This window comes from Luteolibacter sp. SL250 (assembly GCF_026625605.1).
Classification (GTDB): Bacteria; Verrucomicrobiota; Verrucomicrobiia; order Verrucomicrobiales; family Akkermansiaceae; genus Luteolibacter.
In genome coordinates, this window is record NZ_CP113054.1 from 2,995,804 (window position 1) to 3,009,470 (window position 13,667).

At 63.4% G+C, this 13,667-nt stretch carries 12 protein-coding genes; 10 read left to right on the forward strand and 2 right to left on the reverse strand.

Annotated features, from left to right (window positions below; genetic code table 11):
- The first annotated feature begins 45 nt into the window (after positions 1-45).
- Entirely contained in the window at positions 46-1,146 is a 1,101-nt protein-coding gene (gene dprA / locus OVA24_RS13250; protein WP_267670320.1) for a DNA-processing protein DprA, read from the forward strand.
- Positions 1,147-1,159: 13 nt separating this feature from the next.
- Here the strand turns inward: dprA and eboE are convergent, their stop codons facing one another.
- Positions 1,160-2,326, reverse strand: a complete 1,167-nt coding sequence (gene eboE, locus OVA24_RS13255) for a metabolite traffic protein EboE (RefSeq protein WP_267670321.1) — start codon at positions 2,324-2,326, stop codon at positions 1,160-1,162.
- 106 nt (positions 2,327-2,432) lie between these two features.
- Here eboE and OVA24_RS13260 point away from each other — a divergent pair, with 106 nt between their 5' ends.
- The 4 genes from OVA24_RS13260 to OVA24_RS13275 all read left to right on the forward strand — a co-directional run bounded on the left by OVA24_RS13260 (position 2,433) and on the right by OVA24_RS13275 (position 7,587).
- Positions 2,433-4,178: an SMP-30/gluconolactonase/LRE family protein gene (locus OVA24_RS13260; protein ID WP_267670322.1), complete on the forward strand. Its 1,746-nt coding sequence runs from the start codon at positions 2,433-2,435 to the stop codon at positions 4,176-4,178.
- A 17-nt stretch (positions 4,179-4,195) separates the two neighbouring features.
- The gene (locus OVA24_RS13265) at positions 4,196-4,711 is read left to right on the forward strand and encodes a DUF3592 domain-containing protein (RefSeq protein WP_267670323.1); all 516 of its coding nucleotides are present in this window, start codon (positions 4,196-4,198) and stop codon (positions 4,709-4,711) included.
- A 115-nt stretch (positions 4,712-4,826) separates the two neighbouring features.
- The gene (locus OVA24_RS13270) at positions 4,827-6,896 is read left to right on the forward strand and encodes a TonB-dependent receptor (protein WP_267670325.1); all 2,070 of its coding nucleotides are present in this window, start codon (positions 4,827-4,829) and stop codon (positions 6,894-6,896) included.
- Positions 6,897-6,984: 88 nt separating this feature from the next.
- Positions 6,985-7,587, forward strand: a complete 603-nt coding sequence (locus OVA24_RS13275; protein WP_267670327.1) for a hypothetical protein — start codon at positions 6,985-6,987, stop codon at positions 7,585-7,587.
- Positions 7,588-7,604: 17 nt separating this feature from the next.
- On the opposite strand, the gene OVA24_RS13280 is transcribed toward OVA24_RS13275, so the two are convergent.
- Positions 7,605-8,867: a hypothetical protein gene (locus tag OVA24_RS13280; RefSeq protein WP_267670328.1), complete on the reverse strand. Its 1,263-nt coding sequence runs from the start codon at positions 8,865-8,867 to the stop codon at positions 7,605-7,607.
- A gap of 179 nt (positions 8,868-9,046) precedes the next feature.
- On the opposite strand from OVA24_RS13280, the gene OVA24_RS13285 reads away from it, so the two are divergent.
- The 5 genes from OVA24_RS13285 to OVA24_RS13305 are packed head-to-tail and all read left to right on the forward strand — an operon-like array spanning position 9,047 to position 13,649.
- On the forward strand, positions 9,047-9,982 hold the full coding sequence (locus tag OVA24_RS13285; RefSeq protein WP_267670329.1) for a metal ABC transporter solute-binding protein, Zn/Mn family: 936 nt from the start codon (positions 9,047-9,049) through the stop codon (positions 9,980-9,982).
- Positions 9,983-9,990: 8 nt separating this feature from the next.
- Positions 9,991-10,737 carry a transporter gene (locus tag OVA24_RS13290; RefSeq protein ID WP_267670330.1) on the forward strand — a complete coding sequence of 249 codons (747 nt, stop codon included), beginning with the start codon at positions 9,991-9,993 and terminating at the stop codon, positions 10,735-10,737.
- Position 10,738: 1 nt separating this feature from the next.
- Positions 10,739-11,515, forward strand: coding sequence for a metal ABC transporter ATP-binding protein (locus OVA24_RS13295; RefSeq protein ID WP_267670331.1), 777 nt, complete (start codon positions 10,739-10,741; stop codon positions 11,513-11,515).
- Positions 11,512-12,780 (forward strand): metal ABC transporter permease, encoded by a 1,269-nt coding sequence (locus tag OVA24_RS13300; protein ID WP_267670332.1) that lies wholly within the window; start codon positions 11,512-11,514, stop codon positions 12,778-12,780. Before OVA24_RS13295 ends, OVA24_RS13300 begins: the two co-directional genes overlap by 4 nt.
- A complete protein-coding gene (locus OVA24_RS13305) occupies positions 12,777-13,649 on the forward strand; it encodes a metal ABC transporter permease (RefSeq protein ID WP_267670333.1) in 873 nt (290 codons plus the stop codon). Before OVA24_RS13300 ends, OVA24_RS13305 begins: the two co-directional genes overlap by 4 nt.
- Positions 13,650-13,667: the final 18 nt, after the last annotated feature.

Sequence of the window (13,667 nt, forward strand, 5' to 3'; positions counted from 1 at the left end):
CCCCTTTGACTCGCCCGTTCATCCCGGCATCCTGCGGGTCCGTCCATGAGTCCGCGCGAAGCCATCGTCACCCTGAACCTGCTGCCCCGGATCGGGCCCGTGCGGGTGAAGCGGTTGCTGGAGGCATTCGACACCCCGGACGCGATCCTGCGCGCGCCGAAGGACCGCCTGATGCGGGTGGATGGGATCGGCGAGGAGACCGCGAAGATCCTGACCGGATGGCGTGATCATGCGGATCCCGGAAGCGAACTGCGGGAAGCGGAGGAGCGCGGCATTTCCATCGTCACGCAGGCGGATGAGGACTATCCCGCCCCGTTGCGGAATACGTATGATCCGCCGTTACTGCTCTACGTATGGGGAAAGCTGGAGGCACGGGACCGCCACGCCATCGGCATCGTCGGCTCGCGGCGCTCCACCCATTATGGTACGAACGTGACGAAGAAGCTGGCATTCCAGCTCGCCCACGCCGGTTTCACCATCGTTTCCGGGCTCGCACGGGGCATCGACACCACCGCCCATGAGGCCGCCATCGCCGCGAAGGGACGGACCATCGCGGTGCTCGGCTCCGGGTTGGGAAAACTCTATCCGCCGGAGAACCTGGGCCTCGCCCAGATGATCGCGGACGGTCACGGCGCGGTGGTCTCCGAGTTTTCCCTCCACACCCCACCGGACCAACAGACCTTCCCCATGCGCAACCGCATCGTCGCGGCATGGTCACGCGCGCTGCTGGTCACGGAGTGCCCGTTGCGCTCCGGTTCGCTCATCACGGCGAACCTGGCGGCGGAGTATGGCAAGCCGGTCTTCGCCGTGCCCGGCCCCATCGACAAGCCCACCTCCATGGGCTGCAACCAGCTCATCCGGGAAGGAGCCACCCTGGTGGCAGATGGTTCCCACCTGCTGGACGATCTGGGCGAACTGCCTTTCCAGCAGGAATCCACCTCCGCGGCGGAGGAATCATCCGACCAGCCCCAGCTCCCCGAGGAGGAAGCGAAGGTGCTGTCCGCCGTGACTGCGGACGACCAGCCGGTGGACCGCATCATCGAGCGGTCCGGCCTGCCCGCCCATGTGGTCTCCGCCACGCTGATGAAGCTGGAGATCCGCCAACTGGTGCGGGCCTTCCCCGGGTTCCGCTACGCGCGCAGGTGACACGGCCGCGGGCTCACGCGTTGGCCAGCACCCAGCGGTATTCCGCGGCGAGCTGTTCGTCCACCGGACGGTGCATGGACGATGGCAGCACGCCCCAGGTGTAGGTCTCGATCTCGTAGTGGTTGCAGGCGTCCGGGTTGTCCCGCCGCCATGCCAGCACCTGCTGGATCTGGTCCTGCGTGGAGCGCAGCGGTGCCTCCGGCGCGGTGTCTAACGGGATGTGGAAATGGACGCGCATTTCCCGGAAATCAGCAGGAGCCGCCTCGCCGCAATCGAGAGCCTGGAAAAAGTCCGGCAGGTCCGGGTAACGTTTGATGCGGCCCTCCGGATCACGCAGCAGCGCCTGATGGAAATAGATCGGTTCGTCGAACTCCCGGATGGCCTCGAGGGCGGCGGTGTCGCGGGGATCGAGCGCAAGGGCGCTGGAAAGGTGGATCTTGGAGATGCGGATGCCGGCGGCCACCAGCGCATCGAGAGAATCCCGCGCCTCGTCATACTCCAGCGCGAGGTGGCAGGCGTCGTAGTTCAGGCCGATGCGGCGGCGGATGATCTCCGAATGCTCCGGCGCGGAGGCGTGCAGCCGTTGGAAAAAGGCCAGCGTCTCCTCCGTGTTCTCGAAGTGGCCCAGCGGCTCCGGCTCCAGTCCGAGATGGAAGTCCCGGCCGTGCTCCCGCGCCAGTTCATCGAGGAACAACGCCAGCTCCACCAGGTGCGCCAGGATCGGCCCCTCTTGGGGATGGAAGGTCTTGTGAGAGCCGGGCAGTGTGGAGACGGACGCTCCGGTGCCGGGCTGGGAGATGACGGACAGGATACGGAAAAGGTTTTTCGTGTATTCCAGCCGCGCGCGGTCGCTCCAGTCCGGGAGGAAGACCTGCTCCTTCACCCGCGTGCCGTGGAAGCTGCCGTAGGGGAATCCGTTGATCGTGAAAACGTAGGTGTTCGTCTCCGCCAGCCAGTCGCGGAAGCGCTCCAGACGCTCCCCTGCCAGCAGTTCCTCCGCCGCCACGGCGGACAACCGCAGGCCGATGGCGAACGGCGCACCGTCCTCCAGCTCACCGCCGGCCAGCAGGCGCTCGCGCACGGCCAGCACATGGCTGCGCAGGACTTCCGCAGTGGCTTCCCAAGTTTCGGCGGGATGGATGTTGGTGCAGTAGGAGAGGTGGGATGAATCAAGTTTCACGACGCCGCGAATCTGGAACATCAAACGCCGGGCGTCCACCCCCCAATCACTTCCGGAAACTGCTGGTAAGATCCGCCGTATTCTCCGCTTACTATCCGCGCCGCCCATGAAAAAATCCATCGCCCTGCTCCTGCTGCTGCCATTTTCCCCGCTGTTCGCGGAAGGCCCCTACCCCGTGGACCCCGCCTCGGTACGGAAAGAAGGCGTGCCCGCAGGCAAGGTGACACAGGCGAAGTTCTCCGGCAGCAAGGTCTTTCCCGGCACGGAGCGGGACTACTGGGTCTATGTCCCCTCCCAGTATGACGGCTCGAAACCCGCCTGCCTGATGGTCTTCCAGGATGGCGGCGGCTACATCGGCGAAAAGGGATCGTTCAAGGTGCCGATCGTTTTCGACAACCTCATCGCCTCCGGGGAGATGCCGGTGACCATCGCCGTGTTCATCAACCCCGGCGTGGTTCCAGCGACGAAGCCGGACGGGCAGCCCCGTTTCAACCGCAGCTACGAATATGACGCCTTCACCGCCGACTACTCCTCTTTCCTCATCAATGAGATCCTGCCGGTCGCGCTGAAGGACCTGAAGGTGAGCACGGACCCCAGCGACCGCGGGATCTGCGGCTCGTCCTCCGGTGCCATCGCCGCTTTCAATGTCGCGTGGTTCCGGCCGGATTCGTTCCGCCGCGTGTATTCCACCATCGGCACCTACGTCGGCTTGCGCGGGGGCGATGAGATCGTGACCCTGCTGCGCAAGACGGAGTCGAAGCCGCTGCGGATCTTCCTCCAGGATGGTTCCAACGACAACAACATCTACTGCGGCGACTGGTGGATGGCGAACCAGGCGATGGAGCGCGCGCTGACCTTTTCCGGCTACGAGGTGAACCACGTGTGGGGCGAAGGGAAACACTCCGGCCAGCACGGCGGTGCCATCCTCCCGGAGGCCATGCGCTGGCTGTGGAAGGACCATCCGAAGCCCGTCACCACCCACTACGATGAGTGCAAGGGCAAGACGAAGGACATGCTGGTGGACGGAAAAGGCTGGGAGCTGGTGAGCGAGGGCCACGGCTTCACGGAAGGCCCCGTCGCCTCTGCGGACGGCACGGTGTATTTTTCCGACATCCCCAACAGCAAGATCCACACCGTCGCTCCGGACGGGAAGGTTTCCCTGTTCCTTGAGAACACGAACAAGACCAACGGCCTCGCCTTCGGACCGGACGGACGGCTCTACGGATGCCGCGCCGGTGCCGGTGAGATCGTCTCCTGGGATGTGAAGACGAAGGAAGAGAAGATCCACGCGAAGGACATCAAAGCGAATGACCTGGTGGTCACCCATGACGGCGTGATCTACGCCACCGAGCCAACGACGAAGTCCGTGTGGATCATCCGTCCGGGCCAGGAAAAAGTGCTGGGCAGCGACAAGTTCGGCGGCGTGAACGGCATCGAGGCCGTGCCGGACCAGGGCCGCTTCGACGTGACGGATCCCGGCAACCGCTTCGTCTGGTCCATCATGCGCCAACCGGATGGTTCCCTGTCCGATGCGCAGCCCTACCACCATCTCCATCTGCCTCCCGGGGACCTGGACAACCGCAGCCGAGCGGACGGCACCGCCATGACAAAGGACGGCTGGCTACTCGTCGCCACCTCCATGGGGGTCCAGGTCTGCGACCAACCGGGCCGGGTGAATCTCATCATCCCGATGCCGGTCGGCGCGCGTTTCCCCTCCAACCTCTGCTTCGCGGGTCCGGAGCGGAAGACCCTCTTTGCCACCGCCGGGGACAAGGTGTTCAAGCGTGAGACGAAGCTCACCGGCATCAACGCCTGGGACGCCCCCGCCGCCGCACCGAAGCCCGGCCTCTGATCCCCTTACCGACATCGATGTCAGCTCCAGCGAAACCATCCACCGCCGCCCGCCTCTATCTCGCCGCCATCGGCCTGAGCCTAGCTCTCATGGGAGGCGTCTTTTTCTGGCTCATGTGGCGCAGTTTCGACCGTGCCCGCCACATGCAGTCATGGCCGGAGGTGAGGTGCGTGATCATCGAATCCACGACCGAAGAACGACGAGTCGATCCGAACTCCCCGGCGGAGTACCGCGTCAGCGTGACCTACGGCTACGATTTCGCCGGCAAGGCACGGACGGGAGACCACATGACCTGGCGCGGCAATCCATGGACCTCCAAACCCGACGTGGTCCAGGAGCGACTGGACGCCTTCAAGGAAGGAACCAGCACCACCTGCCGGGTCGATCCGAACAACCCGGATTTTTCAGTCCTGAAGCCGGACACGAAGGCACCCGGTTACTCCATCTGGTTTCCCGCCCTCTTTGTCGTCGGCGGATTGGGAATCACCGTGCGGGCATTCACCGCAGGCCGAAAATCACCGTCAGCCGGTTGAACCCAGCTTGTTGCAAGGAAGCAACTTATGTGAAAAGACCGAAATTTTCGCGTCTGAATATGATTGCCTCAAGGAGAGCGGCTGACAGTTTCCGCGTGGAAAAAACCCGATGCGGATGAGCCGTCGCAACACCCCTTTCATCCTCTGCGCGTCACTCGCCCAGAGCCTGCATGTCAATGCCCTGCCTGAGATCGAGGTCACCGCGCAGCGGGCAAAGCCTTCGGACACCTCTTACACCCACTCCATCCAGGAGGAGGATCTCGATGCGGCGGCCACGGCCAGCCCCAACTTCCTCGACCTTCTGCCCGCAGTTCCGAATGCCTACGTGTCGGGGGATTTCTCGCTGGGCTTCACGCTGCGGGGACTCGGCCAGGAAAGCATGTTCTCCACGGTGGGTACCAGCTCGAACCCGCTGATCACAGCTACCCGCGACGGCATTCCGCTGTCCTACAGTGTCCTCACCTATCTCCCGCCGCTGGCGACGGATCTGGATGGAGTGGAAATAGCGAACGGTCCACAGATCGTCAGACCCGGTGCATCGTCGCTGGGCGGAGCGCTCCGTTTCACCTCCCCGCTTCCGGAGTTCTCCTTCACCGGACAGGCAGCCCTCAGTGTCGGTGACTATGGCTTCCGCCGCGCCTATCTTTCCCAGAACTTGGTCATCCTCCCGGATGAGCTGACGCTTCGGTTCGCCTCCCACTGGGAGGAGTCCGACGGCTATCTGGAAAACATCACCTACGGGGACCACCAGTTCGCCTCCACCGAACGGCAGCGCCATACCGCCACCCTGCTGTGGAAACCGAGATTTGGCGGCGGGGACTCCGTTGTAATGAACGCCGGGTATGACGGTACGAGGGGGAACCCCTTGGGAAACACCCTCCGTGTGGCCGGCCTGATCGGCGATGAACTGGACGGCAAGACCGCACGGAACACGGAGCCATCCTTTCCGGCGGACCATTGGTTCGGCTCCCTCAAGGGCAGCTTTTCGCTGGGGAGTGATCTGACACTGACCTCCCAGAGCAACCTCCAGCGGTTCGATCTCGGCAGGCTGCTGGACCTGGACTCCTCCCCTTTCCTCAACTGGTTCGCAAAGGGCTACAACGATGAGTTCCGCTTCACGCAGGACCTCCTGCTGGAGCAGCAGGGCGAGACACTGGACTGGACGCTGGGCGCCTACTTCGAGTCGGGCCGCTATGAGACCGGCAATGCAGGAGTGGGCATCTTCCCCATCCCCGGCGGCAGTCCGTTCTCCACCACGCTGGACGAGGTCGTCACGAAATTCGCCGTGTTCGGAAATCTCAACTGGAAGCTGTCCCCGGCCTGGCGCATCAGCGGTGGCCTGCGGGCCCTCCAAGAGCGGAGGGAGGTGGACGCCTCCACCCAATTCCTTCTGCCCAACCGCTTCGCCGATGGCCGGACGAGCGATGACGCCATCCTTCCGGAACTCGGCGTCCATTGGACCGGACACGACAAGGTGGAGGCTGGACTCCGGGTGAGCCGCGGTCACCGTGCGGGTGGCGTCGCCTACGCGCAGACCCTCGCAGTCGCCCGTCCCTACGGCGAGGAGACTAGCTGGGACGCGGAGCTTTACGTGGACTACAAGCCACGGACGGATCTGGCCGTATCGCTCAATATTTTCGCTTCGTCGATCGAGGATCAGCAGGTGCCATTCACACCCGCCGGAGGAACGGCGGTGCTGGACCAGCTCATCGCCAACTCATCCAGCTCCCGGCGCTACGGGGCGGAGGTCGAGTCCCGCTGGAAGATCTCCGAATGCTTCACCGGCCACGCCGGATTGGGCTGGCTGCACACGGAATACCGCGACCTCCAGCTCCAGGGAACCGACTTCTCCGGAAGCAAGTTCTCCAACGCCCCGGAGCTGACCGCGAGCGTGGGGCTGGCCTTCCACCATCCCACCGGATGGTTCGCCTCCTCCCGCTTCACCTGGGCGGACACCAGCTTCACCACGGTGCAGGACGCCGCGGTGACGAATCTGGAAACGCGCAAGCTCCTCTCCGCCCGCGTCGGCTATGCGTGGGAGAACGTCAGCGTCCATGTCTTCGGCAACAATCTGCTGGACGACCGCTACGCCACGGCACGGATGGTCGGACTGGCCGTACCGTCCATGAATGCGGACATCGGCGCTCCTCGTGTGCTGGGTATCGGCTGCGAGGTGAAATGGTGAGCTGGCCGCCGGGGTGACAGGCGTGGGAATTTCCAGACAATTCTCCGCTTGTCTTTCGCTATACCGGTACCCATCCCGGGACAATGCCATGAAATCCATCCTGAGGGTCACCGCCCAATCCCTGTTGATGTCAGCACTTTCATTGGCCGTCGAACCACCGGTGGACGACCTCGCGGCGGACTCTCCCCTCCGCGTGGATTCATCCATCAAATGGACGCTGGAAACCATCGGCAACGCCACCGTCCTTCGCTGTCACCCGGCGAAAGGGACCGCGATCGGTTTCGAGACGCACACCGCCGACCTTGTCGCCGCGATATTGACTGCGCGGGCCAAGTCCCCTCTACCTCTGGAAAGAATCGCTCTCGGTGATTATCTCGTCCGCTGCGAGTCATTGCAAATCCATCTCCTCCGTGAGTTGGAAGCACGGCATCCCTTGAGCCTGATGAACGCACTGCCGCGCCCGAACTCGATGCCTGTCCGGGGAGCTGAAACCGCGCCATCACTGGCTCCCATCGCTCTCGGCATCCTGAAGAATTCGCCCGATTTCAAGCTGATCGAACAAGCTGCATCCAACTCCGGCTACCGGATCAAGGATGTCAACTGGCATGCATTTCAAGTCACCCACGGCCCTGGCCCTATCCGTCTCCAGGGAGAGATCGTCATCCACTTGGAACCGCAGCCGGTGAAATAGGCTCCGCATGCCCCGGGTCATTCCGGCAGAATCAACGGCCTGTCCCCATCCCCGGCGAACCGCGACACAGTGCGGGTCTCGGGATCATAGAGGAAAGGCGTTCCGTCGAGCGGGTTCCTGGGAAGACGTGCCATGACGTCCGGACCGACTTCTCCTGAACCTGACCGTTCGAGGATGAGGATTTCCATCGCGGCGAGTGCCATCCGCTGTCTGACAGCCTCCCGCACGAATCCATTCCCCCACTTCGACCAGCCGACGGTGAGAAGGCGTGCAAGCTCCCGGCTTTCCGTGGAAAGATGGGAATATTCCGATGCGTCCATCCCCGGCAGATCAATCAGATCCGCAAGGGATGCTTTGGCTACGCGTTCAACGCTTTCCGAAAACCGGTCAGCCAGAAATATCATCAGATCATCCACATCCGGAGGGGTGTTCGGGCCATCGCGCAGGAGCACGGGAAGCAGGAACGATCCCGTGAGGTAGTGCCATTCCCCCCGCAAGGTGTGTGAGAGAAGCTTGGGGTCATAGGAACGCACCGCCAGAAGTTCTCTCCACGGCCGCAGATCCGCCTCCGGGCCGAGGACAGTCACCATTTCATCCATGACCCAGCCGCGGACCATTCCATCCAGCAATATGGTGACCGTCGTCATCAGAAGGGTGGGCGATTCGACTTCCTGATAATGGGTGGCGATCGCCCTCACGCACTGAACATCCCGCAGTGCCTGTCCGGCATTTCCTTCCACCGCGGCGAGCTTGGCGGAGTGGAGCATCACCATTGCCAGATTCCTGATCTCACGCGCGCTGACAAAGCCAGTGTAGTCGCCAGGCATTCCGTTGACGGATCGCTCCCTCAGCTCACCGATCTCACGGAGTTCGCGGATCAAGGGACGGTGGCCGTCTAGCATCGAACGCATTTCCGCCGCATCCCACCCGGATCCATTCTTTTCCTCCATGGCGGTTGACAGCTCACGGCTGACATTCTTGTGGGGTGCCTGTCCGTCGCCGGTCAAACGATGCAGCCGCAGAAAGGCATTCTGTTCCGCAGGAATCATACGGTGATCAATGGCCAGAAGCGGATGGGTATGAATCAGCTCCGCTTTCATGAGCTCCGCCCTGGCTCTGGTGCGGGCGATCTCCGCCGCGCTGGGTGCTTCGAAAATCGGCTTTGGTTCGTAGGTCAGGATCTCCCATAGATCCCCTCCCGACCTGATGTGGCCGGGAACCGAGTTGATCCGGTGCCATCCCCATGCTCCGGCGACCCCGCAGGCGGTGAACGCGGACATCAGGATCAGGAAACTGCGGGAAGGCCGGTAGTCCATAGGGTAATCCGAATATCAATATAGGTGAATTTGTCAATCCAAGGCCTTCCCGGAACCAGACGCCTGATTATCCATCACAATTATTTTTAGCTTCAGCTAAGTTTTTAAGTTGCGAGTGATCCGAACTTTGCTAGGGTCCGCCCATGTTCATGAAATCAATGATGCTGATGGCCGGTGCATTGCTGGCCGTCTCCTGCACGAAGTCGGAATCCGCCGGTGGCGGAAAGCCGGTGGTCGCGGCGACCACCACCATGGTGGCGGATCTCGCGAAGGTCATCGGAGGTGACCGGGTCGAGGTGCGCGGGCTGATGGGACCGGGGGTGGATCCCCACAACTATGTGCCGAAGCTGGCGGACACGAACCTGCTGGAAAAAGCGGATGTCGTCCTCTACGGCGGACTACATCTGGAAGGCCGCTTCCAGAGCACGCTGGAGGCGATGGCGAAGCGGGGCCGCAACGTGGTCGCGGTGACCGACGGGATCGCCCAGGCGGATTTGCTCTCCCCTCAGGAAGACTTCGAGGGAACGAAGGACCCCCACGTATGGGGCGATCCCCTGCTGTGGAAGCAGACGGTGGATACCGCTGTCGCTGCGATCACCAAGGCCGACCCTGACGGCGCGGCGGTCTATCAGACGAACGGCGAGGCTTACAAGAAGCAGCTCGACGAACTGTCCGCCTGGGCGAAGGACAAGATCTCCACCATCCCCCAGGAAAAACGGATCCTGGTGACTAGCCATGACGCGTTCTTCTATTTCGGCCGCGCGTTCGGCTTCGAGGTGCGGGGACTCCAGGGCGTTTCCACCGCCGCGGAAGCGGGCCTGAAGGACCGCAGCAAGCTGGTGGAATACCTGCGCAGCCAGGGAGTGAAGACCGTGTTCGCGGAAACCTCCATCAATGAAAAGGGCATCTCCGCCGTCGCCGCGGAAGCCGGTGTGGCAGTGTCCGACCAACCTCTTTTCTCCGACGCGCTGGGCGCACCGGGTGACACGGCAACCGTGGACGGTGAGACCTATGACAAGGGCACCTACACCGGCATGGTGAAGCACAACGTCAACTCCGTCGTGAAAGGCCTGAAATGATCCCAACCATGAAACCACTCTTTCTTTTCCCTCTCCTCCTACCCGCCCTCCACGCCGCGGAGTTCCAGCGCGAACTCTCCGCCGACCGGCCTGACACCACCGAAAGCCCCATCACCGTGGAGGCCGGAAGATTCCAGGTGGAGTCCAGCATGTGGGCTTTCGGCAAGGATGGCTCCGATGAAACGTGGACGCTCGGTGAAATGAACCTCAAGGCGGGTCTGACCGCCGCGAGCGACCTGCAACTGGTCCTCCGTCCGTGGATTCATGAGCAGTCCGATGGTGAAACGAGCGAAGGCTTCGGTGACATCGAACTCCGCCTGAAGCACAATCTGTGGGGAAATGACGGAGGCAAAACCGCCGGTGCGCTGATGCCTTACGTTTCCATCCCCTCCCAGACCGCCGTCAGCACGGGCGAGTGGGAGGGCGGCGTGATCTTCCCCGTCTCCATCGAGCTGACGGAGCGCCTCGGCTTCGGCTTCCAGGTGGAGGCGGCACGGGTATGGGAAGGCGACAGCGGCGAATACGAATGGGACTTCCTCCACTCCGCCGTGCTGGGCGTCTCCCTGACGGAAAAGCTGGGCTTGTTCATCGAGTATGTGGGGGTCGCCGGTGACGGTGACTACGAAGCCAGCGGCAACGTGGGACTCACGTGGGCATCCACGGAAAACCTCCAATGGGATATTGCCGTCGGAGTCGGCCTGAACGATGCTGCGGAGGACTTCTCCGTCGCCCAAGGCGTCACCTTCCGTTTCTGACATGAAAAGCAATCCGGCCCTGGAAACCCACGACCTGTCCGTCTCCTACCGGGGGAAGCCCGTGCTGCATGGCGTGGACGTGGAGATCCCCTATGGTTCCCTGACAGGCATCATGGGGCCCAACGGGGCCGGAAAATCCACCCTGCTGAAGGCCATCATGGATGTGGTGAAGCCGGACACCGGGTGGGTGAAACTGCTGGGGAAGCCGCTGGACCAGGTGCTGGGTCGCATCGGCTACGTGCCGCAGCGCGAATCGGTCGATTGGGATTTCCCGGTGACCGTGGCGGATGTGGCTCTGATGGGGACCTATGCGAAACTCGGTTGGTTCGGTCGGCCTGGAAAGGCGGAGAAGGCGCGGGCGCGGGAGGCACTGGAGCAGACCGGAATCGCGGATCTCGCGGGACGCCAGATCGGTGAACTCAGCGGCGGCCAGCAGCAACGGACCTTCCTTGCGCGGGCGCTCGCCCAGCAGGCGGAGATCTATCTGATGGACGAGCCGTTCGCCGGGGTGGACATCGCCACGGAGCGCACCATCGTCTCGCTGCTCCACGGCCTGAGGGATGAGGGCAAGACGGTCATTGTCGTCCATCACGACCTCCAGACGGCGGAGCGTTATTTCGACCGGCTGCTGTTGCTCAACGGCCACGTGGTCGCCCACGGTCCGACGGCGGAGGTGTTCGTGCCGGAGATCCTCAACCAGACCTACGGTGGGAAGCTGACGATGCTCAGTGAGATTTCCAACCGCGCCGCCCGCGGAGAAGGAGGCAAGGCTCCATGACGCTGGCGTTCACGGTCGCGGCGGTCTCCTCGGCGGTGATCGCCGCCCTGCTGCTGGGCGTCGTCTCCGGGCTGCTGGGAACCTTCGTGGTCGTGCGGCGGATGGCGCTGACGGGAGACATGATCTCCCACGCGGTGCTGCCCGGCATCGTCGCCGGTCTGGCATGGAGCACCACGCGGAATCCGCTGGTCGTCCTGAGCTGTGCTGTCGCGGCCGGTGTCATCGGCACGCTGACGCTGACCGCCATCCTCCGCCACACGAAGCTGAAAGCGGATGCCGCGCTGGCGCTGGTGCTGTCCGTGTTCTTCGCCTTCGGCATCGCGATGATCTCCAAGCTGCAGCCCGCCGGGGTGCAGGCGTTCCTATACGGCCAGGTGGCGGCGATCGACCGCAACGACCTGATTCTGCTGACGGTGGTGACGCTGTTCACGGCGGTCCTGCTGCCCCTCCTGTTCAGGGTGCTGGGCATCGTTTCGTTCGATCCGGCCTTCTCCCGGCTGATGGGACTGCCGGTGAAATGGATCGAGCTCGGATTTTTCCTGGTGCTGACCATCGTCATCGTCATCGCCATGCAGGCGGTGGGGGTGGTGCTGGTGACGGCCATGCTGGTCACCCCTGCCGCGGCGGCGCGGTTCTGCACCGCCTCTCTGCCACGGACGGCGCTGCTCGCCTGCGTCTTCGGTGCGGCAGGAGGCGTGGTCGGCGTGACGATCTCCGCGCAAGGAGGAGGGCTGCCGACCGGCCCGCTGATGGCACTGTCGGTGACAGGCATCTTTCTCGGTGCCACCCTGCTAGGCAAACGCTCCGGCTGGATCCCCACCCTGCTGCGCAGGCGCCGGGAGCGGATCCGCATCGTGGGTGAGGACATGCTGAAGCGGCTGTGGCAGCGTGAGGAAACGGTCGGCAGGAACGTGGCCCTCCCCACGGCGGAGTTCCGTCAGGCGATCCCGGGAAATGTCGCGGCAGCCCTCCGCAAGCTCACTTCCTCCGGGTGGGTGGAAGTCAGCGAATACAAGGTGTCCCTCACCCGATCCGGCCGGAAGTTCGCAGCCAGTCTGGTGCGCGCCCATCGCCTGTGGGAGCGCTATCTGACAGAGCGGGCGTCCTACAAGCCCGACCACGTCCATGAATCCGCGGAGCGCGCGGAACACTGGCTGGATGAGGAAGGCCGCCGCCGGCTGGAGGAACGGCTGGGCAGGCAGGAACTGGATCCCCATGGCAGCCGCATCCCGGCGGAAGATGACGGAAAGGAGGCACGGCCATGAACCTGTCTTTCTGGACCGACCCGTGGCAGTCCCCGACCATCCTCTGGCTGGCCGCCACCGCCGCCTTCACCGCCATCGCCTGCGGCCTGCCCGGTGCCTTTCTGGTCCTGCGGAGGATGTCCCTGACCGGGGACGCCATCAGCCACAGCGTGCTGCCGGGCATCGTCATTGGCTTCCTGGTTTCCGGCTCGCTGGATTCGCCATGGATCATCCTGGGCGCAGCGTTCTCCGGCTGGCTCACGGTGATGGTGATCGAGTTTTTCCACCGCAAGGCGGGGGTCCGGGAGGACGCCGCCACCGGAGTGGTTTTCACCGCCATGTTCTCCATCGGTGTGCTGCTGCTGCGTCAGTTTGCCGGGAAGGTGGACCTGGATCCGGACTGTGTGCTTTTCGGAAACCTGGAAACCGCCATCCACGGGGCGACCACACGCTTCCTGAATCTGGACGTCCCCAATATCACGCTGACATCGGGGGCCGCCGCCGCAGGGGCCATCGTTTTCATCACCCTGCTCTACCACCGCCTGCTGGCGACTTCGTTCGATCCAGTGCTGTCGAAGCTGACCGGCCAAGCCCCCACCCGCTCGCAGTCGATGCTACTCGGAGCCACCGCTGCCGTGGTGGTCGCCGCTTTCCAGACGGTCGGAGCCGTCATGTCGGTGGCCCTGCTGGTGCTGCCCGCCGCTTCCGCCCTGCTGGTGTCCAAGCGTCTGCCGGGCGTCCTAGCCGGGGTGGTCCTCCATGCCATTCTCTCCTCCATCGGCGGCATTTATCTGGCCACCTGGGCCAACTGCAACCTCGGCGCGGCGATCATCCTAACAGGGGGATTGCTCTTCATTGGCTCATTTTTCCGTTTCAAGCTGAAGTTCTGAGCATTTCGCGATCATTCA